We start from the raw sequence: 25,321 nt of genomic DNA, 5'->3' as shown, positions 1-25,321 counted from the left end.
AACAAAATAAAACCCACTATGCGCTTAACTTCACATTTCCTGTTCTTTTTAATGCTTTATTTGCAGCAAGGAAGGATATTTTTTCAATTATTTTTTGAGGGAAGAAATCAGCAGCCGGCTTATTTTTTCCTGAACCAGCCGCGCCGCTAAATTGCGCTTGGCCTGCTGCTCAAAGCGCTGCTGAAAATACACAGTCTGATATAAAGGCTGGGCCTGATAAAAACTGCTGAGCACTTCGCGCCTGCGCCTTTGATACTGCGCGGCATCCACCCAGGCATATTCCTTGCAGATTTGGGCTTCGTACTCTGCAAAACGGGCAGCGCCGGCCGCCAGAACTGCAAGGTCTATGTCCAGCAGGTACTGCAAATCCGGCTCATCGGTGCATAAATGCAGCTTGGTGGCCGCAATCCAGGCGGATGCCTTGCGCAGCTGCGCCTCTGAAAGCAGGCCGGCGCACGCCTGCATCATCAAGGCGGCGCTGCGCTCTTCATTGTCAGGCGCCTGAGGGTCATAGACCGCATCGTGAAACCACAGCGCCAGAGCCAGACTTGGCGCATCGTCCAGCAAATGCTGAATCTGGCTGTACAGCGCCAGGCATTCCGCAATGTGCTGCGCCGTATGGTAATGGCGCTGCGGCTCAGCATAGGCCTGCAGCAGCAGCTGAAAAACAGCTTGGCTGCGCTGCTCAGGAAAAACGCAGCGTCTGGAGAGTTCCTCCCAATGACGCCTCAGCAGCTTCGGGCTGTCCTGCATTGAATATGCTCCCAAACCGGATTAGGCGGCAGCCTGCTCATCACGCTTAAACACCAGCTCGCCTGGCAGCGAACTGTCCGCATCGAAATAATAGCCGCCGGCATTGAAGGCTTTTAAATCTTCCGCCCGGTCAATTTTGTTTTCAATGATGTAGCGCGCCATTAAGCCGCGGGCTTTTTTCGCATAAAAGCTGATGACTTTATACTTTTCATTTTTCTGGTCTAAAAACACCGGCTTAATAATCTCCGCCTGAATTTTGCTCTCTTTGACTGACCGGTAATACTCATCCGATGCAATGTTCACCAACAGCGCTGAGCCGGCGGCAGCCAAATCCTGATTGATCATTTGGGTGATTTCATCGCCCCAGAATTCATACAGATTATGGCCGCGCGGATTCTGCAGCCGGGTGCCCATTTCCAGGCGGTACGGCATCATTAAATCCAGAGGGCGCAGCAGGCCGTACAGGCCGGACAGCATGCGCAGGCGCTGCTGCGCGCTGTCAATCTGCTGCGCATTCAGGCTGTAGGCATCCAAGCCGGTATAGACATCGCCTTTGAAGGCGAACAGCGCCTGGCGGGCATTGGAAAAATTCAGGTCCGCCTGCCAGTCTCTGAAGCGTTCGGCATTCAAATGGGCGATTTTTTCACTGACGCTCATTAAATTGGCGATATCTGAAGCAGACAGCTTACGACTAACGTCGATAAGCGCTTGCGAATGCTCCAGCAGTCTTGGTAATGTACTTTTATCTGTCGGCAATGCCGTACTGTAATCGAGTGTTTTGGCTGGAGAAATAAGAGCGAGCATAAATAACTTGATTAAAATATAAGTAATCAAACTATAACAGTAGACTTATTTTATTGCCAATCTGTGTTTTCGCTGGACAATATCGGTAGAATAGCGCCCTTTCTCCTGCTATCTAATCTATTTTTTATGTCTGAACAAATTTTCATTCAGGGCGCTGCTGGCCAAATTGAAGTTTTTGTAGATTATCCACAGGGTGAAGTGAAAGGATTCGCGGTTATTTGCCACCCCCATCCTCTGCAAGGCGGCACGCCGCAGCATAAGGTTCCGGCCCTGCTGGCGCAAATGCTGCAGGAATCCGGCTGCATTGTTTACCGTCCAAGTTTCCGCGGTTCAGGCCAAAGCGCCGGCGTTCATGATGAAGGCCATGGCGAAACAGATGACATTCTGCAGCTGATTGAGTATGCGCGCAAGCTGCATCCGGCCTTACCGTTCTATGCCGGCGGCTTCAGCTTTGGCGCGCATGTCATGGCCAAAAGCTTCCATGCTTTGCCTGAGGCACTGCGCCCGGTGCAGACTATTTTATGCGGCTTGCCGACTGCAACCGTTGCCGGCGTGCGCCATTATGTAACGCCAGCCATTAAAGGCGACATTCTGTTCATTCACGGCGAAGCCGATGAAGTGACCCTGCTGCCGGATATGATTGCATGGGCCAAGCCGCAGCGCCACCTAGTAACGGTTCTGCCCGGCGCAAACCATTTCTTTACCGGCTATTTAAAGCAGCTGCGGATTGCGATTTCACGCTTTTTGATTCCAGCCTGAATGCGCAAGCTGCCTGCTTAATGCTGAAAGCCATGTTGATCATGGCTTTTTTTATAGCCGGCTTTCCGCCAAAAACGGATTTTCCCACAGTGGTGGTTTGATTCCGCAATAGAAATGCCGAAATCGGATATGCCCGCAAAAATACAATGCCGCACTTCAGCTGCTATAGCTAATTACCTCAATAGTTACCACACATAGAACCTAATGAAAGCATCTTTTATGGGAAATTATGTGTCATACAGATTTCAAAACTTAGTTATATAGCTAAGTTTTCTTAAGCGGCTCTGCGCCCCCCCTTCAGCTTCCTAGGCCTTTAAGTAAAATAAACTTCGGATACGCGGGTGCGGCATGGATGCCGCACGTTGCCCATCACGGCAAGGATGCCGTGTATGGGCAACAAAAGACTTTTGTTTTACTTTGGGTCTTTCCAAAGTAAAATTTTGCCTGCGCAAAGGCATTGAAACTTTTAAAACAAAAATGAGGCAGTACAAGCATTATCGTTAACTGCCTAACTAAATAGTTAACGCAACTAAAATCGAGTGCAATCATATTTTATAGACAATTATGTGTAATACATACTTTAGAACTTAGCTATACCGCAGCTATTCATCATTCTTTATTTTTGCTGAGAAAGTTATGATCTATTTTTACCTCACCGTCATTTAAACGCAGCTCTACGACTGGGCAGCGGTCATCTTGGGAATGAAATTCATCTGCCTGAATGGCCTTTAGCGCTTCCATCTTCAGTTTGCCCACATAAAAGGCCTGCTTTTGGCTGTCAGTCAGCCTATAGCTCACCAATCCGCAAGGCACAGGCTCCAATGTGTCGCGCCTGAAAGTTTCTATCTTTAGGCTGTTTTCAATATCCTGCGCATGATATTCCGTTAATGACCCCACCGCTAAATACTTGCCGGAGCATAACAGCTGCGGACTGAAGGTTTTCGTATCCAGAAAATTTATTCTTTTGCCTTCAAATTCATAGGTATTGTGCGCCAGCTTTTTCCAGCTGCATTGTTCAGTCAGCTGTTCCAGCTCATCCAGCCTTGCCTGAGGCATGAAACTGCCGAATTCCCGATCTAGGCTGCCGGCATCCAGCTCAAATACAGCGTTCAGTTCCTGCTTATAGCCTTTGGGGAAGTAGCTGCATTTTTCAAAGCCGGAATCCACCAAAAGCTTTTGCTCATAAAGCACATGCTGATCTGACTTCCGAATCAGCTGCAGCAGCGTATGCTGCGGATCCAGGTTTTTAGCGCGGTAAATGACTGCGCCTTGCGCATTGCTGGGATGGCCGACAGCGACATCGCCTGAATTAAAGTAGCGTACCCAGGCATAGCCATCCTGCAGGTATTTAGGCGGATAAAATAAATCATGCTGCTGATTGGGCTTTAAGCTGCAGTTCAATTTTTTATCTTTATTGCTTGGAATATATAAAGTTTCACCAAAATCCAGCTCAACCGCTTCCTGCAGCAAAAAAGCCAAATCCAGCGCTTTAGGGTCTACAGGAATTTTCTGAGATATGCGGTAAGCGTTATTTTGCTGCACCTGCGTCAGCAGCGGGATCTCAACCTGGCTGTCTTTGGGCTTAAACAGGTAGTGCTTCAAATCAAAGCTTCGGGGACTTTGATAGCGTGATTGTTGTTTTTCATATACATACAGCAAACAAGCGCCGATCAGTATGAGGATAATCAGCACCAGCAGCAGAATACGCGCATAGGCTTCCGCAATTCTTTTAAAACTGAATGAAGCCAGCAGAAAAATCGACGATAACAGCCAAACCAATGCGCCCGCATTGATTTTCGATGATGTGCTGATGACTCCTATCAGCATCAGCACAAAGGTAATTACTGCATAATTCCGCCCTTTTCCGCTTTGCACGGGATAGCGCTGATAGTTCTTGCAGGCCAGCAAAAAAGATACATTTGCCCAGACCGGAAAGACGATAAATATAGGGAAAATCATGAAGTGGCAGACGAAAGCCATCAGCATGACGCCTGCGCCGATCATTCCTTCGTATGCAGGCAGGCACCATGACAGGAAAAATAAAAATACCGCAATATAGAGTGAAAATTTAGAAGCCATTTTCTTATTTTGAAGTTTTAAAGGCTTTTATCTTAACTGTTCTTCCATTGAAACTTACTGAATGATTCATCTTCCTTCAAAGTATTTTCAACCGCCTGCGCCAATTGATTCAGCAGGCTCTGTTCCGCAATGCGCTCCAGCCAATCCTGGCCTTCATCTGGATAAGAAGTAATTTCACACACCAGCTGGCCATCCTGATCATGGCCTTGGCAGGTAATGGACAGCGGCAGCGCATGCTTATCCACGCTGACTGCCACTTGGTCACCGCTTTGCGGCAAAGTTTGAAAGCCGTATTGGCCCAGCCTGCTGACCAGCAAATCAGCGACCTGCTTCTGCGCAGCGCAGCAGCCATCCGTTTCAGCCTGATGCTTGCAGTCCGCTGCAAATTGTAGTTTTCTCATTGCGTTATCCAAAGGCTTTTTTGTTGTATGGTTTTAGAATAAGCAATAAACGCAAAACAGCCAAGCAAAAGCTTGGCTGTTTTTCAATAAACATTCAATTTTACAGAATTTTTTATTCAGTGACCTGAATAGGCAATCCGGCCTGAGCAGCCAATTCTGTAAATGTCGGGAAACTGGTCGCTACCGTTTCCGTTCCGGCAATTTTAATCTCGCCGGAAGTGCGCAGGCCCGCCATCGCAAAGCTCATGGCAATGCGGTGGTCATGATGCGATTCAATTTCACCGCCGCCAAAGACTGCAGACCAATCGCCGGCTTTGCCTTTGCCTTCAATAATGATGCCGTCATCCGTTGGCGTGCAGTCAATGCCCATAATCTTCAGGCCATCCGCCATGACCTGAATGCGGTCAGATTCTTTAACGCGAAGCTCAGCAGCGCCAGTCAAAACCGTTTGGCCTTCCGCGCAGGCGGCGGCGATGAATAATGCCGGGAATTCATCAATCGCCAGCGGCACCTGATCTTCTGGCATGTGAATGCCTTTCAAGGTGCGCGTGCCGCGGATGCGGATATCCGCAATCGGCTCGCCGCCGGCAATGCGCTCATTTTCAACTGTCAGGTCAGCGCCCATCTGCTTCAGGATTTCAATCACGCCGGTGCGTGTCGGGTTGATGCCGACCGCTTCCAGCGTCACATCTGAACCTTCAGTAATGGCCGCGCCCACCATAAAGAAAGCTGCGGAGGAAATATCCGACGGCACCTGAATTTCAGTTGCGGTTAATTTGCCGCCGCCCTGCAGTGAAATGCGGCTGCCTTCTGTTTTCACTTCATAGCCGAATGCGCGGAGCATGCGCTCTGTATGGTCGCGCGTCGGTTCCGGCTCTGTAACTGACGTTTCGCCTTCGGCCCACAGCCCCGCCAGCAGGATGCCTGATTTCACCTGTGCGGAAGCCATCGGCAAATCATACTGAATGCCCTTTAAAGGCTGACTGCCAGTAATGGAAACCGGCGGCGTGCCGCGCTCGCCTGTAGTTTGAATCTGCGCGCCCATTTCACGCAAAGGCTTGGCTATGCGCTCCATTGGGCGCTTGGACAGCGATGCATCGCCGGTCATCACCGAATCAAAACGCTGCGCCGCCAGCATGCCGGACAGCAGGCGCATGGACGTGCCTGAATTGCCCATATACAGCGCGCCCGCTGGCGCTTTTAAGCCCTGCATGCCGACACCGTGAATCGTCACTTCACCGTTTTTCGGCCCTTCAATGCTTACACCCATATCGCGGAACGCCTGCAGGGTCGCCAAAGCGTCTTCGCCTTCAAGGAAGCCAGTGACATGCGTGGTGCCTTCCGCAATCGCGCCAAACATGATGGAACGGTGCGACACAGATTTATCGCCTGGCACGCTAAACTTACCTTGGAACGCTTTCTGCCCCGGTAAAATCCTGAACTGCTGTGTCGTCACTTTGTTTTTCTCCATCAGAGGTTTATTGGCAAGCATATGATTGAAGTGCTGGCGCGCCGCCTGAGCATGCCCGAGCAGGCCCATCAGCGCCTGCGAGTTTTCATCCTCAATCAGTTTGCGCAAAGTCGCCAGCTGTTTTTCAAAGCCGTCGACTGCATTTAAAATCGCCTTTTTATTGGCAAAAAAGATGTCATGCCACATTTGCGGGTCGCTGGCCGCGATCCGGGAAAAATCGCGGAAGCCGCCGGCGGCATAACGGAATATATCTAAATTGTCTTCGCGGTTGGCCAGCTGCTCCACCAGATTGAACGCCATTAAATGCGGCAGGTGGCTGGTATGCGCCAGCACTTCATCGTGCTTTTCCACATCCATGCAGATCACTTCCGCCCTGGCCGCCTGCCACAGCTGGGTCAGTTTTTGCACCGCCCAATCCGCGCTGCTCGGCAGCGGGGTCAGAATGACTTTGTGATTGGCGAACAGATCCGCCGTGCCGGCATGCACGCCGGTATGCTCTGAACCGGCAATCGGGTGGCCCGGCACAAAGCCTGCCGGAAGATTGCCGCCATACACCGCTTCGGCGGCGGCCACCACATTGCCTTTGGTGCTGCCGACATCGGTCAGAATGGCATGTTCTTCAAGATAAGGCTTTATGATTTCCAGAACTTTTTGCGTTGCCCGCACAGGAAGCGCCAGCACCACCAGGTCAGCGCCCTGCACCGCTTCGGCAGGATTGCTGTAGCCCTGCTGAATTAAGCCAAGGGCCTTGGCGTCTTCCAAGGTTTTTTGCGAACGGGTGGATGCAACCACCTGCTTTGCCAGATTTTCAGCGGCAATGACGCGGGCAAGGCTTGAGCCAATCAGCCCAAGCCCAATAAAAGCGACTTTTTCAAACAGCGGCTGAGACATAACTTAGGCCTGCACCTCTAAAGCCAAAACTTCCGCCAATGCGGCCAGAAACTTCGCGTTTTCCGCTTCGGTGCCAATCGACACCCGGAGATGATCGGCAATGCCGACAGGGCGCACAATCACGCCTTGTTTCAGCAAGGCGTTGAAGGTTTGCGCAGGGTCGGCCTGAATATCGACCAAAATAAAGTTCGCGCGCGAAGGCACATAGTTCAGGCCCAGCTGTTCAAAGCCGGCCTGCAGCTGCGCCATGCCCGCTTTGTTCACGGCGCGGGATTTTTCAATGAACGCTTCATCTTTCAGGGCAGCCACAGCAGCCACCATCGCCAAATGGTTGACGTTGAAGGGCTGGCGGATGCGGTTTAAGAAATCGGTCACTTCCGCTGAAGCCAGCGCAAAACCGACACGCAGCGCCGCCAGGCCATAGCATTTGGACAGGGTGCGGCTGACAATCAGGTTCGGATATTGCGCCAGAAACTTCAGGCTGTTGAAGTTTTCCGGATAATATTCCACATAGGCTTCATCCAGCACCACAATCACATTAGCAGGCACTTTCTGCATGAAGGCGTCAAATTCAGCTTCTTCAAACCATGTGCCGGTCGGATTGTTCGGGTTGGCAATGAAGATTAATTTGGTATTGGCTTTAACAGCGGCAGCCATGGCGTCCAAGTCATGCGCAAAGCCTTTGGCCGGCACTTCAATCGCCTCGGCATTAATTGCCTGCGTCACCAAGCCATACACCGCAAAGGCATGCTGGCTGTAAACCACGGAATCTTTTTCGGAAACAAAAGCGCGCGCAAAAATCTCCAGCAGGTCATTCGAGCCATTGCCCAAGGTAATCTGCTGATGCTCAAAACCGAACTGCGCATGAATCTGATCTTTTAAAATAAAGCCGCCGCCGTCCGGATAGCGTCCAATTTCAGCAAGTTCAGCGGCAACCGCCTTTTTCACCTGATCAGAACAGCCTAAAGGGTTTTCATTTGAGGCTAATTTGACGATATCCGTAATCCCCAATTCACGCTCAAGCTCACTGACCGGTTTACCGGGCTGATAAGGCTTTAATTTTTCGATGCCCTGATTGGCTGGCACAAAAGTCATTTTACACTTCCGATAATTTCACGTGATAAAGGCGCCCAATTTCACAGCAAAATTGAGCGCCGCTGCGGCTTCTTACAGGACAGCCATAGGATATGAACCCAGTACGCGGATTTCCTTCACCAGCGGGCGGATTTCTTCAATGGCGGCCTTCACATTTTCCTGCTCTACATGCCCTTCCAAGTCTACAAAGAACACATAGGCCCATTTTTCAGGCAGGGCCGGACGGGTTTCAATGCTGGTCAGGCTGATATTGTGCTTGGCAAACGGCGCCAGAATTTCCAGCAGAGCGCCGGCGCGGTCATGCGCCGAAATCAGCAGCGAAGTTTTGTCATTGCCGCTTTGCGGAATCTTTTCACGGCCAATTACAAGAAAGCGCGTGGTATTTTCCGGATTGTCTTCAATATTGCCGTGCAGAATTTCCAGATTGTAGATATTGGCCGCCACTTCAGAAGCGATGGCTGCCGAATGCCATTCATTGCGGATGCGGCGCGCAGCTTCCGCATTTGAGCTGAGCGCAACGCGCTCTACGCCCGGATAGTGCGCATCCAGCCAGCCGCGGCATTGCGCCAAAGTCTGCTGATGGGCGTAAATCTGCTTAATGCTGTCTTTGCGGGTATTTTCCGACACTAAGAACTGATGATGAATGCGCAGCTCCACTTCGCCAATCACGTTCAAGTGCGATGATTTAAAGCAGTCCAGCGTGTGGTTCACCACCCCTTCGGAGGAGTTTTCTACAGGCACCAAGCCATAATGCGCGCTGCCGGCTTCCACTTCACGGAATACTTCGTCAATAGTCGGCAGCGGGCGCACCACGGCGTCCTGCCCAAAATGCTTTAAAACCGCAGAGTGCGTATACGTGCCGACAGGGCCTAAAAATGCGATGCTTTGCGGCGCTTCAAGCGCCAGGCAGGCGGACATAATTTCGCGGAACAGGCGCGCCATTGTGACATCTGACAACGGCCCTTCATTGCGCTCCATAACATTGCGTAAAACTTGCGCTTCACGTTCAGGACGGTAAAACAGCGGGTTCTCTTCAGAAGCGAATTTTGCTTTTGCCACCGCTTCCGCCAGCTTAGCGCGGCGGTTAATCAGCTGCTGAATCTGCATGTCAACCGAGTCAATATCTTCGCGGATTTGAGCTAGGTCTGGAGAAGCCGTTGTGTTTTGATCGTCATTGATCATTGTTATGTCGCCCTTCAAAAACGTGGTTGCAAACAGTATAACAATAGTTAGCTTTCAAATGTTGCGCAATAAGACTTTGATTGATTCAGCCTTAAAAACATACAGTTGTTTAAACCATCAGCAGCGCTTAATACCGGCATAAGCAAAACAAATATAAAAACCGCAGCTTGAAGCAAAAGAGATTTGTAAAGCGCATGCCCCTGATTGTATGCGGAGAAAAATAAGTGATTAATCATGATTTTCCGATCAGCACAGAACTATTATCTATAAGAGATTCATTATAAAAATGCCAGCCAGCAGGCAAAAGCCATTTAATTTTATGGAAAACAGTTCACAAAAATAATCATTTGCCGCAGGCTGAATTGCTGCTTTCTGAGGCGGAAAAACGCGTTTCAATTACGTTTTTAGACCGAGACGCAACAAACAAATCACCAATTTTTAATGATTTATCTATAGTATTTTTAAGAATGCAATGCCGGAGAAATCACCATGCCTAAAAGAATTGCTGTTCTGGTCACACATGATTTTGAAGACTCGGAATATACCGAACCAGTGGAAGCTTTCCGCGCCGCCCGCCATTGCATTTCCAATATAGAGCATCAGGCCGGGAATGTGGTTTACGGCAAGCGGCGCAAATCTTCAGTGACCATCGACCAAAGTATAGACCATGTTTCCATTCATGATTTTGATGCCTTGCTGATCCCCGGCGGCTATTCGCCTGACCGGCTCCGCGCCGATGACCGCTACGTCGAGTTTGTCCGCGACTTTGCCGGCGCGCAGAAGCCGATCATGTGCATCTGCCACGGCCCGCAGCTGCTGATCAATGCCAAAGTGGTTAAAGGGCGCAGAATGACCACGGTCAAGCCGGTGATTATTGACCTGCTGAATGCCGGCGCCGTGTATTATGATGAGCCGGTGGTGAATGACAATAATTTATACATTACCTCGCGCGCGCCCGATGACCTGCCTGAATTTATCCGCGTCAGCCTGCAGGTGCTCAGCCAAGCATGAAATAAAAAGCGCCGGCTGGAAAAGACGCAACAGTAAAATCAGCGCATCCAGCCATATGCGGAAACCGCCGCAGCTGAACGCGCCTTTTTATTTTTTGGCCGCCCGCGGATGCGCCTGATCATACACCTGCGCCAAGCGGTCAAAATCCACATGGGTATAAATTTGCGTGGTGGTTAAATTGCTGTGCCCCAGCATCTCCTGCACGGCGCGCAAATCGCCGCTGTTCGACAGCATGTGGCTGGCAAAGCAGTGGCGCAGCAGGTGCGGATGCAAGTCGACATTGACGCCGGCGCGCTGCGCCTGAAACTTCACCCGGTTTTCAATTTGCCTCGCGCCTAAAGGGCTGCCTTTTGAGGTGATGAAGACATGGCCATCCGGCACAAAATCGCCATGCCATAAGGGATAAAGCTGCAGCCAGTTCATCACGGCATGCTTGGCTTTGCTGCCGAAAGGCACAATGCGGGTTTTATTGCCCTTGCCGGTAATGCGCAGCAGCTGGCGGTTAAAATCGACATCCTTAATGCGCAATGCCTGCACTTCGGCCAAACGCAGGCCGCTGGAGTACAGCAATTCCAGAATGGCTTTATCGCGCAGCCACATTTGCCGCTGCGCTTCAGTTTCCGGCTCCGGCTGATCCAGAATCATATTCACCGTTTCAATATCCACCATGCCCGGCAGCGGACGCGACTGGCGCTTGAGCTGAAAGTCATCGGCAGGATTAAAGCGCATAAACTGGCTGTGCTCCGCCCACTTCATAAACTGGCGGACGGCGGACAGCATGCGCTGCAGGCTGCTCGGGCTGAGCTGCTGATGCTCAACTTTAAAGGCCAGATATTCGCGCAGGTCTGAAGTTTCGACATCAGCCAGCGCCAGTTTTTTGCCGCCGCAAAAGCTGAGGAAGTCCGAGACATCGCGCTCATAGGCAAGCAGGGTATGTTCAGACTGATTTTGCACTTTTCTTTCTTTGAGCCACATGGCCAGCAATGCGGCGGGATCATTTTCAAAGAACATTCAACCGCCTCAATGCGCGCGCTGGGCGAAATGCTGCAGATATTCAGAAATCCGCACGGCCGTTTCCGGCGCATGCTGCTGCGCGAATAAATGGTCTCCGCCCGGAATAATCTGCAGGGATGAATCTGCGAATTGCTGCTTCAAATGCTGCCCTACGGCAACGGGGCTGACCGGGTCAGCATCGCCCCACAGCAGCAGGACTTTCTGCTGTATGTCCGGCAGCTGCGCTGAATAGTCCAGCTGTACTGCGGTAAACCAGTCCGGATAATTTAAAAACTGGCTTTTATAGGCCGTCCGCCAGTCTTCTGCTTTAAATGGGCTTAAATCAATGCCGCCGGACGTGGCAATCAGCACCAGGCCTTTAACCAGTTCAGGCTTCTGCAAGGCAACCTGCACCGCAAAAATGCCGCCCATCGATTGGGCAATAATAATGGATTCCTGTTCAATCTGCCCCAGCACATGGCGGCTGAGGCTTGCAAAGTCCGCTACCTCCGGATGCGCCGGCGCATCGCCGAATTCAGGATAGGCGATCACCTGCATAGAATAGCCGGCGGGCAGCAGCGCCATTAAGGGATGCCAGAATGCCGTATTGCCCGAAGCGCCCGGAAGGAAAATAAGATGTTTCATTCAGCCTCTAGGCAAATGCGGAGATGGACACAGCATAGCCTATTTAGCGCAGGAAAAAAGCGCGCCCATAAAAAAGCGCCATCAGAATGACAGCGCTTTTTCAATATCCAGCCCATCAGCCCTGGAAATATTCCAAGTTCAAGCGGCCTTCATACACGTTGGCGGTTGGGCCAGTCATCCAGACCACATCGCCTTCGCGCCATTCAATCTGCAGCTTGCCGCCGGCCAGTTCTATTTCCACTGCATTGGACAGCAGGCCGCGGCGCATGCCTGAAACCGCAGCCGCGCAGGCGCCTGTGCCGCAGGCCAAAGTCTCGCCGACGCCGCGCTCAAATACGCGCAGGCGCGCATGCTTATCGTCAATAATCTGCATAAAGCCGGCATTGACACGGGCAGGAAAACGCTCATGCGATTCCAGCTGCGGGCCAAGGCGCGCCACATCGGCCTTAATGACATCGGGAACAATGGTCACCACATGCGGATTGCCCATATTAACCACATCAATGGTCAGCTGCTCGCCGTCCGGCAAGCGGATGTCATACAGATTTTCCGGCTCTTCGGCAATAAACGGAATTTCATCCGGCAGGAATTTCGGATAGCCCATGTTTACGCGGACCCAGCCGTTTTTCCCCAATTCCGGCTCTACAATGCCGGCTTTGGTCTGCACCTTGATTTTGGTTTTTGCGGTGAGCTTGCGCTCATGCACAAAGCGCGCAAAACAGCGCACTCCGTTGCCGCACTGCTCCACTTCGGAACCGTCGGCATTGAAAATGCGGTATTTGAAGTCCGCATTGGGGAAATCCGGCGGTTCAACAATCAGCAGCTGATCAAAGCCGATGCCGAAATGGCGGTCCGCCAGGCGCTGAATCGTCAAGGCATCCAAATAAGCGCGCTGGCTGATCAGGTCGAGCACCAGAAAGTCGTTGCCCAGACCATGCATTTTAGTAAATTCCAATAGCATCCTGAATTATTCCTCTGGCAGCAAGCGTTCACGTTCCCACAGCGACTCAATGGTTTCGCGCTCACGGATCAAATAAGATTGCGCGCCATCCACCATCACTTCGGCCGCGCGGCCGCGGCTGTTGTAGTTCGAACTCATCACAAAGCCGTAAGCGCCTGCGCCCAGCACCGCGAGCAGGTCATTTTCCTGCAGCGCCAGCTCGCGCTCTTTGCCTATAAAGTCACCGGTTTCGCAGATTGCGCCGACCACATCCCACTGCTTCGCTTCAGTGTCTGTGCGCGGCGTGACCGGCTGGATGTCCATCCACGCTTCATATAAAGCCGGGCGGATCAAGTCATTCATGGCAGCGTCAATAATGGCGAAATTGCGGTGGCTGGTCGGCTTGAGCAAATCAACTTTGGCCAGCAGCACGCCGGCATTGGCGGATATGCTGCGCCCCGGCTCCATATAGACTTTCAAGCCAAGCTTTTCCAAAGCCGGCTTCAGCGCATTGGCGTATTCTTCAACCGTTGGCGGGGTTTCATCTTTATAGGTCACGCCTAAGCCGCCGCCGATATCAATATGCTTCAGATTGATGCCCAGCTCTTTCAGCTTTTCAATCATGACAATCACGCGGTCTAAAGCGTCGACAAAAGGCTGGGTTTCCGTCAATTGCGAACCGATATGGCAGTCAATGCCAATCACATCCAAGTTCGGCAAAGAAGCGGCGTACTGATAGGTTTCAAACACCGTGTCGGACGGAATGCCGAATTTGTTTTCTTTCAGGCCGGTTGAAATATAGGGATGGGTTTTCGCGTCTACGTCCGGATTGACCCGCAGTGAAATCGGCGCCTGCTTGCCAAGCCCGGCAGCGACCCGCTGAATGCGGTCCAGCTCTGCATAGGATTCCACATTGAAGCAGGCAATGCCGGCCTGCAGCGCAGTTTTAATATCCGCTTCGGTTTTACCCAAACCCGAAAAAACGATTTTGGAAGCGTCCCCGCCGGCTTTCAGCACGCGCGCCAGCTCGCCGCCGGTGACAATATCAAAACCGGCGCCCAGCTTGGCCAATACATTCAGAACCGCAAGATTGGAGTTGGACTTTACCGCAAAGCAGATTTGATGGCCGATAAAGCTGAATGCGCGGTCCATATCCAAATAATGCTTGGCCAAAGTATTTTTTGAATAGACATACAGCGGCGTGCCATATTGCGCTGCAAGCTGCTGCAGTGAACACTGCTCGGCGTGCAGAACCCCATTAATGCGGGTGAAGCTCATGAATGTATCCTTGCTTTAAAGAGTTAAGGTATAGCGCTTGAATCGGTTATTCCGCGGCGGCAGGCTGCTGAGCCGGAGCCTGTCCGCTGTTTTCCTCCGCCTTTTGCGGCTTTTCTGCATCTGAATAAAGCAGGTATTTCGCGCGCTTGTCGTAATTTGGATCATTAGGCAGCTGCAAAGCGCCGGACTGGCCGCAGGCTGTCAGCAAAAGGCTGGCCGCAAGCGCGGCGGTTTTATAATTCATGAAGCGATACATAAACGTACCTGATGAAACGATTTTTCCGAGTATAACGTGATCAACACACGGATAAAAGAAAAGCCCGGCAGGAATTGCCGGGCTTCATCCTATTCTGCTGTAAATTTAAGCAACTTTAATTTGCTTTTGAATCAAGGCATCCTGAATCTGGTCATCCTGGCTGAGCAGAAGCACCTTGCTCAAAATCAAACTCAGCATTGCATCATCATCAAAAGGTAGAAACAGATGCGCGGCATGCACCGCCTGAATTTTCCGCTCAGGCACAATGCACAGAAACTGGTCATTCGGCGACATGAAGCTGTGCCCAGTGCCGATGTGGATTTTATATTCATGCAGCTTGCCTGTGACATACACAAAATGCTGATCCAAGCGGCACTGCGCTGCGATATCCAGCTGCGATAAAACCGCATCCAGACTGTAATGGCGGTTGGCCCAGATCTGGCTATTGGACTGGCGGCAGCCTGAAGCATAATAATTGCGCATTTCATCCGGGAAGCCCGTCAGCTCAAGCGCTAAATCCATGCCGATTGAGCAGCCCTGTATGAAATAGTCAATATCGCGCATGGCCTCAGAAAAGACCAGCTTAGGCACCTCCGCCAGATTCAGTTCAGCGCCCTGCCCGGCTTTAAATACAACTTCCTGCGTTTTTATATAGAGGTAAACGCCCGATGCGCCAATCAAGTCATTGCCTTCCGGCAAGCCGATGCGCAGCGCCGCCAGAATTTTCTGCCGGCTGAAATAGCGGCTTGGCATGCTAAAATTGTCCCAGCCGCCTTGAATGTCATAATGCCAGCCGCGCGCATGGGCAACCGCCTTAAACTTCGGCTGCTGCAGATAATGGTAAGCGAAACGCAAAGATTGCGCGCCTGCCGCTTCAGTTTCATTCACCGCATACACTTCGCGGAAAGCCTGCTTAAACGGCTGCTGAATTTTTTGCGCCATTAAAAACCCGCGCCATGCCTTCACTGCAGCGGCGGCTGAAAAAACCGGATGCCATAAGCTGACTTTTTCAATCTGCGCCGGATCAATATCCAGTACCTGCTGCGCATCCTGCCAAGCCTGATTATGGTAAATAGCCGCATGCACTGCGCCATTGCTTAAATGCAGCTGCCAAATCATCCGGCTGGCCATCCAGCCCAGCAAGCCATGCGCAATCACGTATTCCCGCCAGAACGCATAAGGCCATTGACGCTCTTGCAGCATGTTTTCTTCAAAATTTTGCGCATAGACATGGAGCTGCTTTTCAACCGCAAGGGCCTGCTTCTTTAAATCCTTGAATATGCCGGAGCTTTGCATGCCTTTCGGCAAAACATCGATGGAAAGCTGCTGCGCGTCCTGCACCTGAACACTGCAGCGCTTATCGCCGCTGCAATGCAGGCTCAGCTGGCAGTCCCCCCAAAGCGCTGCAGCGCTTTGCCCGGCCGCAAAGCCAAAATCTTCAGCAACGGTTTCTTTAATTTCATCTGCACTCAGGCCATTCGCCTGCGCCGCCTCATTTAAAGCTTTGCGGATCTGTTTTTGCCCGAGTTCATAGCGGATTTTTCTCTGCAGAAAGCTCAGCTTGGCAAGGCCTGCCAAGCCGCGCTGCGCCAGCAGATTCAGGCATACGCCGCCAATTACGGCGCTGGCTGCGCCAACACCCTCAATTTTACGCCAGCAAAACTGGCTGAAACCGCTAAGCAGGCTCAAGAGTTCCGCTTGCTGATGCTGCTGGAATTGGCTGAACCACAGCACGCCTCTTAAAGTGTTTTCATTTTTAGTATCAAAAGGGCGCGTATCACGCGGTGAGGCTTTCTGAATGACGCCCAGCCAATGCTGCAGCTGCGCCAGATAATTTTCGCCCACAGCACTGTTTTTCCAGATCTTTTCCGCCTCAGTCAGCCATTTTTTGCTGGGCTTGCCCGATTTTTGGCTGTCTATATGCTGCCAGAACTGCATCCACTGATGCTTTTCACCGGCCGGCAGCGCGTCAAACTCCCGCTGCAGCTGCGCCACCCACGCCAGTTTCTGCCGGCCCTGCTGAATAAAAGCCCCTACGGCGGCTTCAGTTTCAGAAAACGGCAAAGCATAAGCAGTTTCCGCCGGATGCGCCGCGCCTGCCGGGCTTAAGGCCGCTGCCTGTTCCCGCTGCGCGATGCCCGCGGTTTCAGCAATTTTCTGCTGATATTTTTCGAGCTGTTTAGCCGGAAAATAGCCCTTCAAATTCAGGCAGATGAAATCCAGCTTCAGCAGCAAAGACTGCATTTCCGGCGTCAGCTGTTTTTTCTTGCCTTTTTGCGCAGTGAGCTTAGCCAGCAGCTGAATCAGCTTGCGGTCATGAATGGCGCGCAAAAGCACATGAAAGTGTTCAGTTAAGGACATAAATACAGCCGCTTCTGCAAGCGCAGCATGCTCATTTGCCACAGCCGCGCCGAGCAGCGCCGCCAGCATTTTTTCCAGCAGCGTAGAGAAGCTGTGCGGCGCATCGTGACTCGGTAAATTCTTCGGCTGAATTTCAACCAAGGCCTGCATCACCCAATACAGCAGGCCGGCAGCCTCTGCATCCGGCATGGCGCCCAGCTGCGCGCCGGCAAGCCTTCTCAGCTCTGCATAGCTTCCCTTGCTGTCCGGATGAAAATAGCAGGATGCCTGACTGAGCTGCTGCAGCGCCGATAAAGCCGCTGCTGGAATACGCGGCTGTTCCCGCTGCCACAGTTTCTGCAGCGCATCAAACTGGTCAATGCCGTCGCATGCGGTTTTCAGCGTGCTCACGCCTCTGCCGACAGAAGGGGCAAAGCCATAGGCCTGATCAATCTTTTCCAGCTGGCGGAAGATGCGCTGTATGGCTGACCGCTGCTCAGGATGCAGCCGGTAATAATCGGCTAATGCCCGCAGCCGGGCCGACAAGCCCAAATGCTGCTCCTCTAAGGGAATATTGGACTCATAAGAATCAATATAATCACACCATAACTGCTGCAGCGCTTCCGCAATGCCCTGAACGGACAGCTGCTGCGCAAGTTCAATTTGGCGCTGGCGGTAATCCCTTAAATGCTGATTGTGCTCCATGTGTACAATGCGGATATTATTCTGCAATTTCTGTTCAAATTCCTGCTGCGTCTGCATCTTATTATTCCCCAGTGAAAATTATTGACCCGCCAATGGCGTCAAGCGAATGAATTGAATCTGCGAGTGCGGCATCCATAAAAATGCTTCATCGGCATCGGAAATTTGCCGGCCATCCACTAAGGCAATGAAAGCCTTGCTTTGAAAAAGCTCAATGGCATAGGCCAAATGCTGCTCAGGATCCATCAAAGTTTGCCAGACCGCTTCGGGCTGCGCCAAGGCATCATTCAGCAAACGCTCATCGGCATGGCGCTGCCGGTGCAGCTGCTGCAGATAGTCCTGCGCGGGCTGCATTTTTTGCGCCAGATGGCGCTTTAAGACTTCGCGCAAAGTGCAGCTTTCAGTTTCTATTTTTAATGCGCAATAACCGTCTACACTGTGCAGAACAGCTTGATATGAATTTTGCATAGCATGCTCAAAAAAGCGCCTTAGATCATTGCATTATATGCAGATAAAAGCGCCGTGAAAATGGCAGCCTGCATCCGCGCGCCAGCTTTTGACGCAAAAAAAAGCTGCTCCGGATGGAACAGCTTTCTGACGGCAAAGACCGTATTATTTATGCCTTGGCTTATAGAAGCCGAAGTAGCCGATAATCAGGACAATGAACCAGATTGGGCTGACCATCAGCGCTTTCATGGTATCCGCTTCTAAAGACAGCACGTAAATCATGCCGATAAAGAAGATGATCAGCACCCAGCAGGTAAACAAGCCGCCCGGCAGCTTGAATGTTGATTTCGCATGCAGCTCTGGACGGGTTTTATAATAGACAATATAGCTCCAGATAATCATCAGCCAGACGCAGATGAATAAAATGGTCGATAAAGTGGTTGCCAATGTGAAGGCTTCAACCGTATTCGGCACAAAATACTGCAGCGCTGCGCCCAGCAATAGGCACACTGCAGAGAAATACAGCGCATTGGCGGGAACTGCGCGCTTGTTCAAATGGCCAAAGGCTTTCGGGCCCTGCTTTTCACGCGACAGGCCGAACAGCATGCGGCTGGTCGAAAATACGCCGCTGTTCATGGAGGACATTACCGAAGACAGCACCACCATGTTCATGATAATGGCCGCCGCGGCGATGCCCGCCTGGCTGAATAAGTTCACGAAAGGCGAAATGCTTGGATCAATCTTATTCCACGGCGTAACTGACATGACAATCACCAGCGCCAGCACATAGAACACAATGATGCGGATGGGAATCGAGTTCACCGCTTTCGGCAGGTTTTTCTCAGGATCTTTGGTTTCCGCTGCAGTGGTGCCGACCAGCTCAACCCCGACAAAGGCAAAGATGGCAATCTGGAAGCCAGCCAGGAAGCCGGTTACGCCGGTAGGGAATAGCCCGCCATGCGACCAAAGGTGGGTGAATGACGCCACTTCGCCGGCCGTTGAAGTAAAGCCGGTAAAGATCATCCATAAGCCCACGCCAATCAACACCACAATGGCAACGATCTTGATTAAAGCAAACCAGAATTCCAGCTCACCGAACAGCTTTACCGTCACCAAGTTCAGGCCCATGATGAAGACGATGGCAGCAACGCTGATCATCACCCCTTCTTCCGGCGAGAACGGGTTGCCTCCATTAAAGAACTGCAGGTAGTAAATAATTGCGGAAAGGTCGGCAATGCCGATGGTGATCCAGCACAGCCAATAAGTCCATCCGACAAAATAGCCGGCCCATGGGCCAATCAGGTCTGTCGAAAAATCGATGAAGGATTTGTATTGCAGATTGGACAAGAGCAGCTCGCCAAGCGCGCGCATGACGAAAAACACCATGAAGCCAATAATCATGTAAATCAGCAGAATAGATGGCCCAGCCAGGCTGATCGTTTTACCTGACCCCATGAATAAACCTGTACCAATCGCGCCGCCGATTGCAATCAGCTGCAGGTGCCGGTTGGATAAACTTCGCTTTAGTTCACTATCTTCGCTAGTTGAACTGAGGTTTTCATTTGACATTGTTATTTTGTCTCTCAGAATTCAGTATTTAAAAGTAGCCCAAAAAATTAAAATAAAAAAAGCTTTTTGGACGATTCGTCAATATTTCTTACGCCTGACCGCGCTTTAAGCTGCTTTTTTAAACAATGCCATCTGTATCCTTTTCTGTTTTGCTCTGTCCCTGAAAAAGTCAGCAGTTTGCGTGCCAACTTAAATTATAGTGGGAAAGCCGGCAAAAAATTGTTTTTGCAGGCGGCTATTGCTACATTCTCCCCATCCATAATTTCTTATACAGATAAAAAGCTATATGAGTAAAGTCAAAACTGTTTACCGCTGCGAACAATGCGGGACTGATCATCCCAAATGGGCAGGCCAATGTACGGACTGCGGTGAATGGAATTGCCTCAGCGAAGTCAGCCTTGCCCCTGCAGTGAGCCACCGGGCGCAGCCGAAAATGGGCGCAGGCGGCGGCTATGCAGGCCAAGCGGCGGCCATCACCACCTTAAATAAAGTTTCTGTCTCGCGTGAATCGCGCTTAGCGACAGGCATTGGCGAGTTTGACCGCGTGCTGGGCGGCGGCTTGGTGACCGGCTCAGTGGTCTTGATTGGCGGCGACCCCGGCATCGGAAAATCCACCATTCTGCTGCAGACTGCAACATACATGGCGGCTGCCCGCAGTTCCGCGCTGTATGTCACGGGCGAGGAATCGCTGTCGCAGGTGGCCCTGCGCGCGCAGCGCCTGGACTTGCCGACCGATCAGCTGAAAGTCATGGCGGAAACCTGCGTAGAGCGGATTTGCGAGGTTTTGGCGCACGAACGCCCTGCTGTGGCCATTTTAGACTCCATTCAGACCTTATATACCGAAACCCTGCAGTCAGCGCCGGGCGGCGTATCGCAAATCCGTGAATCGGCCGCACTGCTGACCCGCTTTGCCAAAAACAGCGGCACATCGCTGTTCATTGTCGGCCATGTGACCAAAGAAGGCGCGCTGGCCGGGCCACGGGTTTTAGAGCATATGGTGGACTGCGTGCTGTATTTTGAAGGCCAGTCAGATTCGCGCTTCCGCATGATCCGCGCAGTGAAAAACCGCTTTGGCGCGGTCAATGAACTGGGCGTTTTCGGCATGACCGATAAAGGCCTGCGCGAAGTGTCCAATCCGTCGGCGATTTTCCTCAGCCGCTATGATGAAGCCATTCCCGGCTCTATTGTGCTGATCAGCCGTGAAGGCACGCGTCCGCTGCTGGTTGAAGTGCAGGCGCTGGTCGATGACTCGCAGGGCCAGCCTAGGCGCGTGGCTTTAGGCCTGGACCAGAACCGCCTGAATATGCTGCTGGCGGTGATGCACCGCCACGGCGGCGTGCAGACATCTGGGCAGGATGTCTATGTCAATATTGTCGGCGGCCTGAAAATTACTGAAACAGGCTCTGACCTTGCGGTGCTGCTGGCCTGCGCTTCCAGCATCCGCGGCAAGGCGCTGCCGCAGCAGCTGGCGGTCTTTGGCGAAGTCGGCCTGTCCGGCGAAATCCGCCCCGTGCCCAACGGGCAGGAACGCTTGAAGGAAGCGGTGAAGCACGGCTTTAAGCATATTATTCTGCCGCGCGGCAACGCGCCGCAAAGCCCGATTCCGGGCGTCAACATCATTTCGGTTGCGCGCCTGCATGAAGCCTTAACTGAAGCCATGAGCCTAAGCGATGAGCTGAACTAGTTTTATTTAGGCCAATTCTCCGGAACTTTCACGAAAAAGTACGCTTTTTGTATTGAAATTCAGGGGAAATGCCTGCATAAATGCAGGGCTATATTTTATTTTCAGATAGGAAAAATTAATGGAAGTTCGACAGCGTGGGTTGATTGCGGGTGTTTTGACCGCAGCTTTATTGGTTGCGCCTTTGACTGCAGAAGCGAAACGCGCAGGCGGCGGCAAAAGCCACGGCATGAGCCGTCAAGCTGCTCCAGCTCAGCCTCACCAACAGCCTCGTCCAGCCGCTCCAGTTCAACAGCCTGCCGGTGCGCCGGCAAAATCCGGCTCTAATGTCGGCGGCATGGTCGCTGCCGGCGTAGCGGGCGCTGCCATTGGCGCAGTCGCTGCAAACGCGATGGCGGATGACAAGAATACTCAGGCTGCTTCTGAAGCCCAGGCTCAGGCCGAAGAGGAAAAAGGCGGCATTCCAAGCTGGATCTGGATGCTGCTGGCTGCCGGCGCTGCCTTCTTTATTTTCCGCAAGATGGGTGCAAAAAAAAAACTAGCCAGTAATCCCTATGCGCCAAACAGCAGCACGCCGAACAGCGCGCCGTTTGGCCAGCAAAATGCAGCGCCGCGCGGCCCTGCCGGAGACAACAGCAATATCTTTGGCCAGTCTGTAGGCGGTTCCGCTGCAGCCAATGCGCCGTTTGGCGGCGGTGCTTACACCAATTCAGGCAGCCAGCTGCCGGACGGTTCAGAGCCTGCTGCCTTCCTGCGCATTGCCCGCCAGCGCTTCAACCATATCCAGTCCATGAACTCTGCAAGCAACATTGCGGAAATTCAGCGCTATTTAACGCCTGACCTTTATCAGTCGATGCGCAATGACATTATGGGCAATCAGGATCAGGACGTTGCTGAGTTCTCCAACCTGAATGCAATGGTTGCAGACTCCGCTACTGAAAATGGCCAGCATGTTGTCAGTGTCCGCTTTACCGGCACTGTGAGTGAAGACCTGAACAGCCTGCCGCAGCCTTTTGCGGAAATCTGGCACTTTGTGAAGCCTGCCGGTTCTGATCAAGACTGGCTGGTTGCAGGCATCCAGCAAGAGAGCTGATGCTTCAGCGTCAAGAAAACAGCGGCTTAGGCCGCTGTTTTTTATCCGCAGATATTTTTATCTGCAGAGCAAGACCAGATGAAAATCCGCCGATGCTTGCGCAGATGATGATTCAAGCGGATTATTTACACGGCAAGTCAAGCCTTCCAATACCTTATTCACCCAGCTGCCAAATGCGCTGAATTCTGCATATCCTTATTTTATTTATTTTTTCTTAAATTTTAAGGTTTTTTCCATCCGCATATTTCAAATCTAAATGTTAATTGTTATCATTTGCGTTATTTTTGAATTAGCCTTCTGAAGACTTGACATTACAATGATGAACAGCCCTCCTCTAGATGCTGCGGCGGTTAAGCCTGATGCGGCGGCATCCTCCAGCAAGCGCAAGGAAAGCGCCCCGCTGCTGGCTTACCGCCTGATGATTTTTTACCGCTTTGCTTTGGCGCTGGTTGGCGGCTATGTTCTTGCAAGCTTAAGCGCCATGCTGATTGCGCAATACTTTGTGGACTACCGCGCCAGCGCCGCCATGAGCGCCACGCTGATCGCCTTCACGCTGAATGCGGCAGCTTTTATCTGGGTCTTTATGGTCAATAAAACCCTGAAAGCCAGCCTGGGCATTATTGTGCCCTGCCTTGCGCTGTTTGCATTACTCAAAGCTGTAGGAAATTAACATGCGTCCAGATGCTAAAGCGGAAGGGCCGCGCCAGTCCATGTCATGGCTGCATACCTGGGCCAGCTTGATTTTAGGCTGGCTGCTGTATGCAATTTTCCTGACCGGCACGCTGAGCTTCTTCCAAAATGAAATCACAGTTTGGATGAAGCCGGAACTGCATCAGTCTGTGCCTCAGGCCTCGCAAATTCAGCAGACGCAGGTGGCGCTGAACTATCTGCAGCAGAACCACCCGAATGCAGGAAGCTGGAACATCCTGCTGCCGGACGCGCGCCAGAACACCACCCAGCTGACCATCCGCGAACAGGGTGAAGACCCGCGTTCGCGCAGAGGCGGCCAGCGGATTACCATTGACAGCGCAACCGGTGAAGTGCTGGAAGCGCGCGATACCCGCGGCGGCAGCTTCCTGTACCGCTTCCATTTTGAACTGTACGGCATGCCTCGCCTGTGGACGCGCTGGCTGGTGGGAATCGCGACTTTATTCATGCTGGTGGCCATTATCAGCGGCGTGATTACCCATAAAAAAATCTTTAAGGACTTCTTCACTTTCCGTTCAGGCAAAGGCCAGCGCTCTTGGCTGGATGCGCACAATGCCACTGCGGTATTTGCCCTGCCCTTTCATATTATGATTACTTTCAGCGGCCTGCTGCTGCTGATGTTTATGCTGATGCCGTGGGGCGTTGAGCAGATTTATGAAAACCGCGGGCAATTCCTGCAGGAGCAGAGCCGCGCCCTAACGCAAGGCCGCGCGAAAGAAAACGGCAAAGGCAATAATGCAGCCGGCCAGACTGGCTCTGCTCAAGCGCATGGGCCGCGCGGCAGCGGCGCTGAACGCCAGAAGCCGGAAGCCCAACCTGCGCCGCTGGCCGATTTAAGCCCAATGCTGGTCAATGCGCAGCTGGAATGGAAAAACAATCCGATTGGAAGCATCACGATTATTGCGCCGAATACCGATCAGGCTGAAGTGGAGCTGCGCGCCCTGTACGGCGAAAGCGTGGCGCACCGCAATATCTATCCAAGCCTGCAGTATGACGGCGTAACCGGCAAAAATATCAGCGATGAACATGCCCGCTTAAAGAATCCGTCTATTCCGATGGGCATTTACAATGTCTTCACTTCGCTGCATGAGGCCCAAGGCGCGGCCACCGCCCTGCGCTGGCTGCTGTTTTTATCGGGCATCGTCGGCACCATGATGGTCGCAACCGGCCTGATTCTCTGGTGCGTGAAGCGCGCTCCGCAACAGCAGAAACAAGGCTATAAGTCTTTCGGCTACCGCACCGTTGAGGTGCTGAATGTGGCCGCCATCATTGGCCTGCCGATTGCCTGCGCAGCCTATTTCTACGCCAACCGCTTCATTTCCGTGAATTTGGAAAACCGCCTGGAATGGGAAATCCGCAGTTTCTTTATTGTCTGGCTGCTGACTTTAGTCTACGCCCTGCTGCGCACCCACCGCCAAGCCTGGCTGGAACTTTTAGCCCTGGCCACGGTGGCCTTTGCCCTGCTGCCCGTCATCAACTTTATGACCGGCGGTCAGGCGCTGTGGAACAGCATTGCGCATGGACAATGGATGATTGCCAGCGTGGACTTGGCCATGTGGGTATTTGCGGCGCTGTTCGCCTGCTCATTCTATAAAGTGAAAAAGCACAAAGGCCTGCCGGTGAAAAAAGCCAGAGCGCCTAAAGCCGCGGCCAAGGAGTCTGAAGCATGATGTTCTTCCTGTTGATCTGGTCGCTCAGCGCTTTAGGATTTTTCGCCTTGGCCAGTTCTATGTCCAAGCATCAGAAGCAGATTTTTGGACATGAGCTGGACGCCGGAAAAACCCGGGCCGCTGCAGCCTGCGGCTGGATCCTGCTGCTGATTGCCCTACTGATCTGCATCTTATCCGGTTCAGTCAGCAACATGATCAGCTACTGGCTGGGCGCGCTGACTTTTGCCGCTTTATTTACGGGACTGTGCCTGAGCTATTTAGAAACTAAGATTAAAAAAATCGCGGCCATTACTGCGCTAACCGGACTCGCAGCCGGGCTGATTTATCTGTTCTGAAGTTTCCTCTGCCCTCATGCAAAGCCAATCTCCGGATTTAATGCCAGTCAGTTAAGAAACTGACTGGCATTTTATTTTTAAACTCTAAATTTTATTTGATACGCGGAAGCGTCATCCGCAACCTGCCGGATCTTTGAAATGGACTGTTTTTGCAACGAAAGCCGTTTAAGTGCAGAAAGTGAACAGGTTTCGCGGATGACAAATGCTTTTGGTTCTTT

The 25,321-nt window shown here is 52.0% G+C and carries 22 protein-coding genes; 7 read left to right on the top strand and 15 right to left on the bottom strand.

The genetic code is table 11. The features are described 5' to 3' along the window. Positions 1–87 precede the first annotated feature (87 nt). Together RSA72_RS02610 and yaaA are read right to left on the bottom strand one after the other, a co-directional pair. Positions 88–753 carry an HD domain-containing protein gene (locus tag RSA72_RS02610; protein ID WP_332621340.1) on the bottom strand — a complete coding sequence of 222 codons (666 nt, stop codon included), beginning with the start codon at positions 751–753 and terminating at the stop codon, positions 88–90. Between the two features lie 21 nt (positions 754–774). After that, positions 775–1,557 carry a peroxide stress protein YaaA gene (gene yaaA, locus RSA72_RS02605; protein WP_332621338.1) on the bottom strand — a complete coding sequence of 261 codons (783 nt, stop codon included), beginning with the start codon at positions 1,555–1,557 and terminating at the stop codon, positions 775–777. A 126-nt stretch (positions 1,558–1,683) separates the two neighbouring features. Between yaaA and RSA72_RS02600 the strand changes: the two genes are divergently transcribed. Then, positions 1,684–2,316, top strand: coding sequence for an alpha/beta hydrolase (locus RSA72_RS02600; RefSeq protein ID WP_332621337.1), 633 nt, complete (start codon positions 1,684–1,686; stop codon positions 2,314–2,316). Positions 2,317–2,925: 609 nt separating this feature from the next. On the opposite strand, the gene RSA72_RS02595 is transcribed toward RSA72_RS02600, so the two are convergent. From RSA72_RS02595 to pheA, 5 genes are all read right to left on the bottom strand, one after another. Beyond that, complete coding sequence (locus RSA72_RS02595; RefSeq protein ID WP_332621336.1) at positions 2,926–4,395, bottom strand: hypothetical protein; 1,470 nt, start codon at positions 4,393–4,395, stop codon at positions 2,926–2,928. A 32-nt stretch (positions 4,396–4,427) separates the two neighbouring features. After that, positions 4,428–4,796, bottom strand: coding sequence for a hypothetical protein (locus tag RSA72_RS02590; protein WP_332621335.1), 369 nt, complete (start codon positions 4,794–4,796; stop codon positions 4,428–4,430). Between the two features lie 112 nt (positions 4,797–4,908). Beyond that, a complete protein-coding gene (locus RSA72_RS02585; RefSeq protein ID WP_332621334.1) occupies positions 4,909–7,158 on the bottom strand; it encodes a bifunctional prephenate dehydrogenase/3-phosphoshikimate 1-carboxyvinyltransferase in 2,250 nt (749 codons plus the stop codon). A gap of 3 nt (positions 7,159–7,161) precedes the next feature. Further along, positions 7,162–8,253, bottom strand: a complete 1,092-nt coding sequence (gene hisC / locus RSA72_RS02580) for a histidinol-phosphate transaminase (RefSeq protein WP_332621333.1) — start codon at positions 8,251–8,253, stop codon at positions 7,162–7,164. Positions 8,254–8,325: 72 nt separating this feature from the next. After that, positions 8,326–9,435, bottom strand: coding sequence for a prephenate dehydratase (gene pheA, locus RSA72_RS02575; RefSeq protein ID WP_332621332.1), 1,110 nt, complete (start codon positions 9,433–9,435; stop codon positions 8,326–8,328). Positions 9,436–9,924: 489 nt separating this feature from the next. Between pheA and RSA72_RS02570 the strand changes: the two genes are divergently transcribed. Beyond that, positions 9,925–10,446, top strand: a complete 522-nt coding sequence (locus RSA72_RS02570) for a type 1 glutamine amidotransferase domain-containing protein (protein ID WP_332621331.1) — start codon at positions 9,925–9,927, stop codon at positions 10,444–10,446. An 87-nt stretch (positions 10,447–10,533) separates the two neighbouring features. Here the strand turns inward: RSA72_RS02570 and RSA72_RS02565 are convergent, their stop codons facing one another. From RSA72_RS02565 to RSA72_RS02530, 8 genes are all read right to left on the bottom strand, one after another. After that, a complete protein-coding gene (locus RSA72_RS02565) occupies positions 10,534–11,457 on the bottom strand; it encodes a tyrosine recombinase XerC (protein WP_332621329.1) in 924 nt (307 codons plus the stop codon). A gap of 9 nt (positions 11,458–11,466) precedes the next feature. Further along, positions 11,467–12,084: an alpha/beta fold hydrolase gene (locus tag RSA72_RS02560; RefSeq protein WP_332621328.1), complete on the bottom strand. Its 618-nt coding sequence runs from the start codon at positions 12,082–12,084 to the stop codon at positions 11,467–11,469. A 115-nt stretch (positions 12,085–12,199) separates the two neighbouring features. After that, positions 12,200–13,045, bottom strand: coding sequence for a diaminopimelate epimerase (gene dapF / locus RSA72_RS02555; RefSeq protein ID WP_332621326.1), 846 nt, complete (start codon positions 13,043–13,045; stop codon positions 12,200–12,202). A gap of 6 nt (positions 13,046–13,051) precedes the next feature. After that, positions 13,052–14,302, bottom strand: coding sequence for a diaminopimelate decarboxylase (gene lysA / locus RSA72_RS02550; RefSeq protein WP_332621324.1), 1,251 nt, complete (start codon positions 14,300–14,302; stop codon positions 13,052–13,054). A gap of 46 nt (positions 14,303–14,348) precedes the next feature. Beyond that, a complete protein-coding gene (lptM, locus tag RSA72_RS02545) occupies positions 14,349–14,546 on the bottom strand; it encodes an LPS translocon maturation chaperone LptM (RefSeq protein ID WP_443098282.1) in 198 nt (65 codons plus the stop codon). Positions 14,547–14,663: 117 nt separating this feature from the next. After that, positions 14,664–17,660, bottom strand: coding sequence for a DUF4132 domain-containing protein (locus RSA72_RS02540; RefSeq protein ID WP_332621320.1), 2,997 nt, complete (start codon positions 17,658–17,660; stop codon positions 14,664–14,666). A gap of 21 nt (positions 17,661–17,681) precedes the next feature. Next, complete coding sequence (locus tag RSA72_RS02535; RefSeq protein WP_332621318.1) at positions 17,682–18,068, bottom strand: hypothetical protein; 387 nt, start codon at positions 18,066–18,068, stop codon at positions 17,682–17,684. A gap of 144 nt (positions 18,069–18,212) precedes the next feature. After that, the gene (locus RSA72_RS02530; protein ID WP_332621316.1) at positions 18,213–19,616 is read right to left on the bottom strand and encodes an amino acid permease; all 1,404 of its coding nucleotides are present in this window, start codon (positions 19,614–19,616) and stop codon (positions 18,213–18,215) included. 286 nt (positions 19,617–19,902) lie between these two features. Between RSA72_RS02530 and radA the strand changes: the two genes are divergently transcribed. The 5 genes from radA (at position 19,903) to RSA72_RS02505 (ending at position 25,103) form a co-directional block, all read left to right on the top strand. Then, positions 19,903–21,300: a DNA repair protein RadA gene (gene radA, locus RSA72_RS02525; RefSeq protein ID WP_332621314.1), complete on the top strand. Its 1,398-nt coding sequence runs from the start codon at positions 19,903–19,905 to the stop codon at positions 21,298–21,300. A gap of 118 nt (positions 21,301–21,418) precedes the next feature. Then, a complete protein-coding gene (locus RSA72_RS02520) occupies positions 21,419–22,390 on the top strand; it encodes a Tim44 domain-containing protein (RefSeq protein ID WP_332632709.1) in 972 nt (323 codons plus the stop codon). 316 nt (positions 22,391–22,706) lie between these two features. Continuing rightward, entirely contained in the window at positions 22,707–23,060 is a 354-nt protein-coding gene (locus RSA72_RS02515) for a hypothetical protein (protein ID WP_332621311.1), read from the top strand. A 1-nt stretch (position 23,061) separates the two neighbouring features. After that, positions 23,062–24,768, top strand: coding sequence for a PepSY-associated TM helix domain-containing protein (locus RSA72_RS02510; RefSeq protein WP_332621309.1), 1,707 nt, complete (start codon positions 23,062–23,064; stop codon positions 24,766–24,768). Further along, positions 24,765–25,103, top strand: coding sequence for a DUF3325 family protein (locus RSA72_RS02505; RefSeq protein ID WP_332621308.1), 339 nt, complete (start codon positions 24,765–24,767; stop codon positions 25,101–25,103). The genes RSA72_RS02510 and RSA72_RS02505 overlap by 4 nt, the downstream gene beginning before the upstream one ends. The last annotated feature ends 218 nt before the right edge of the window (positions 25,104–25,321 follow it).

The sequence above is a fragment of the Acinetobacter sp. genome (assembly GCF_036659555.1).
In the GTDB taxonomy this organism is placed as follows: domain Bacteria; phylum Pseudomonadota; class Gammaproteobacteria; order Pseudomonadales; family Moraxellaceae; genus Acinetobacter.
The sequence above is the reverse complement of the archived record's forward strand: the minus strand, read 5'-3'. Positions and strand labels throughout refer to the sequence as shown.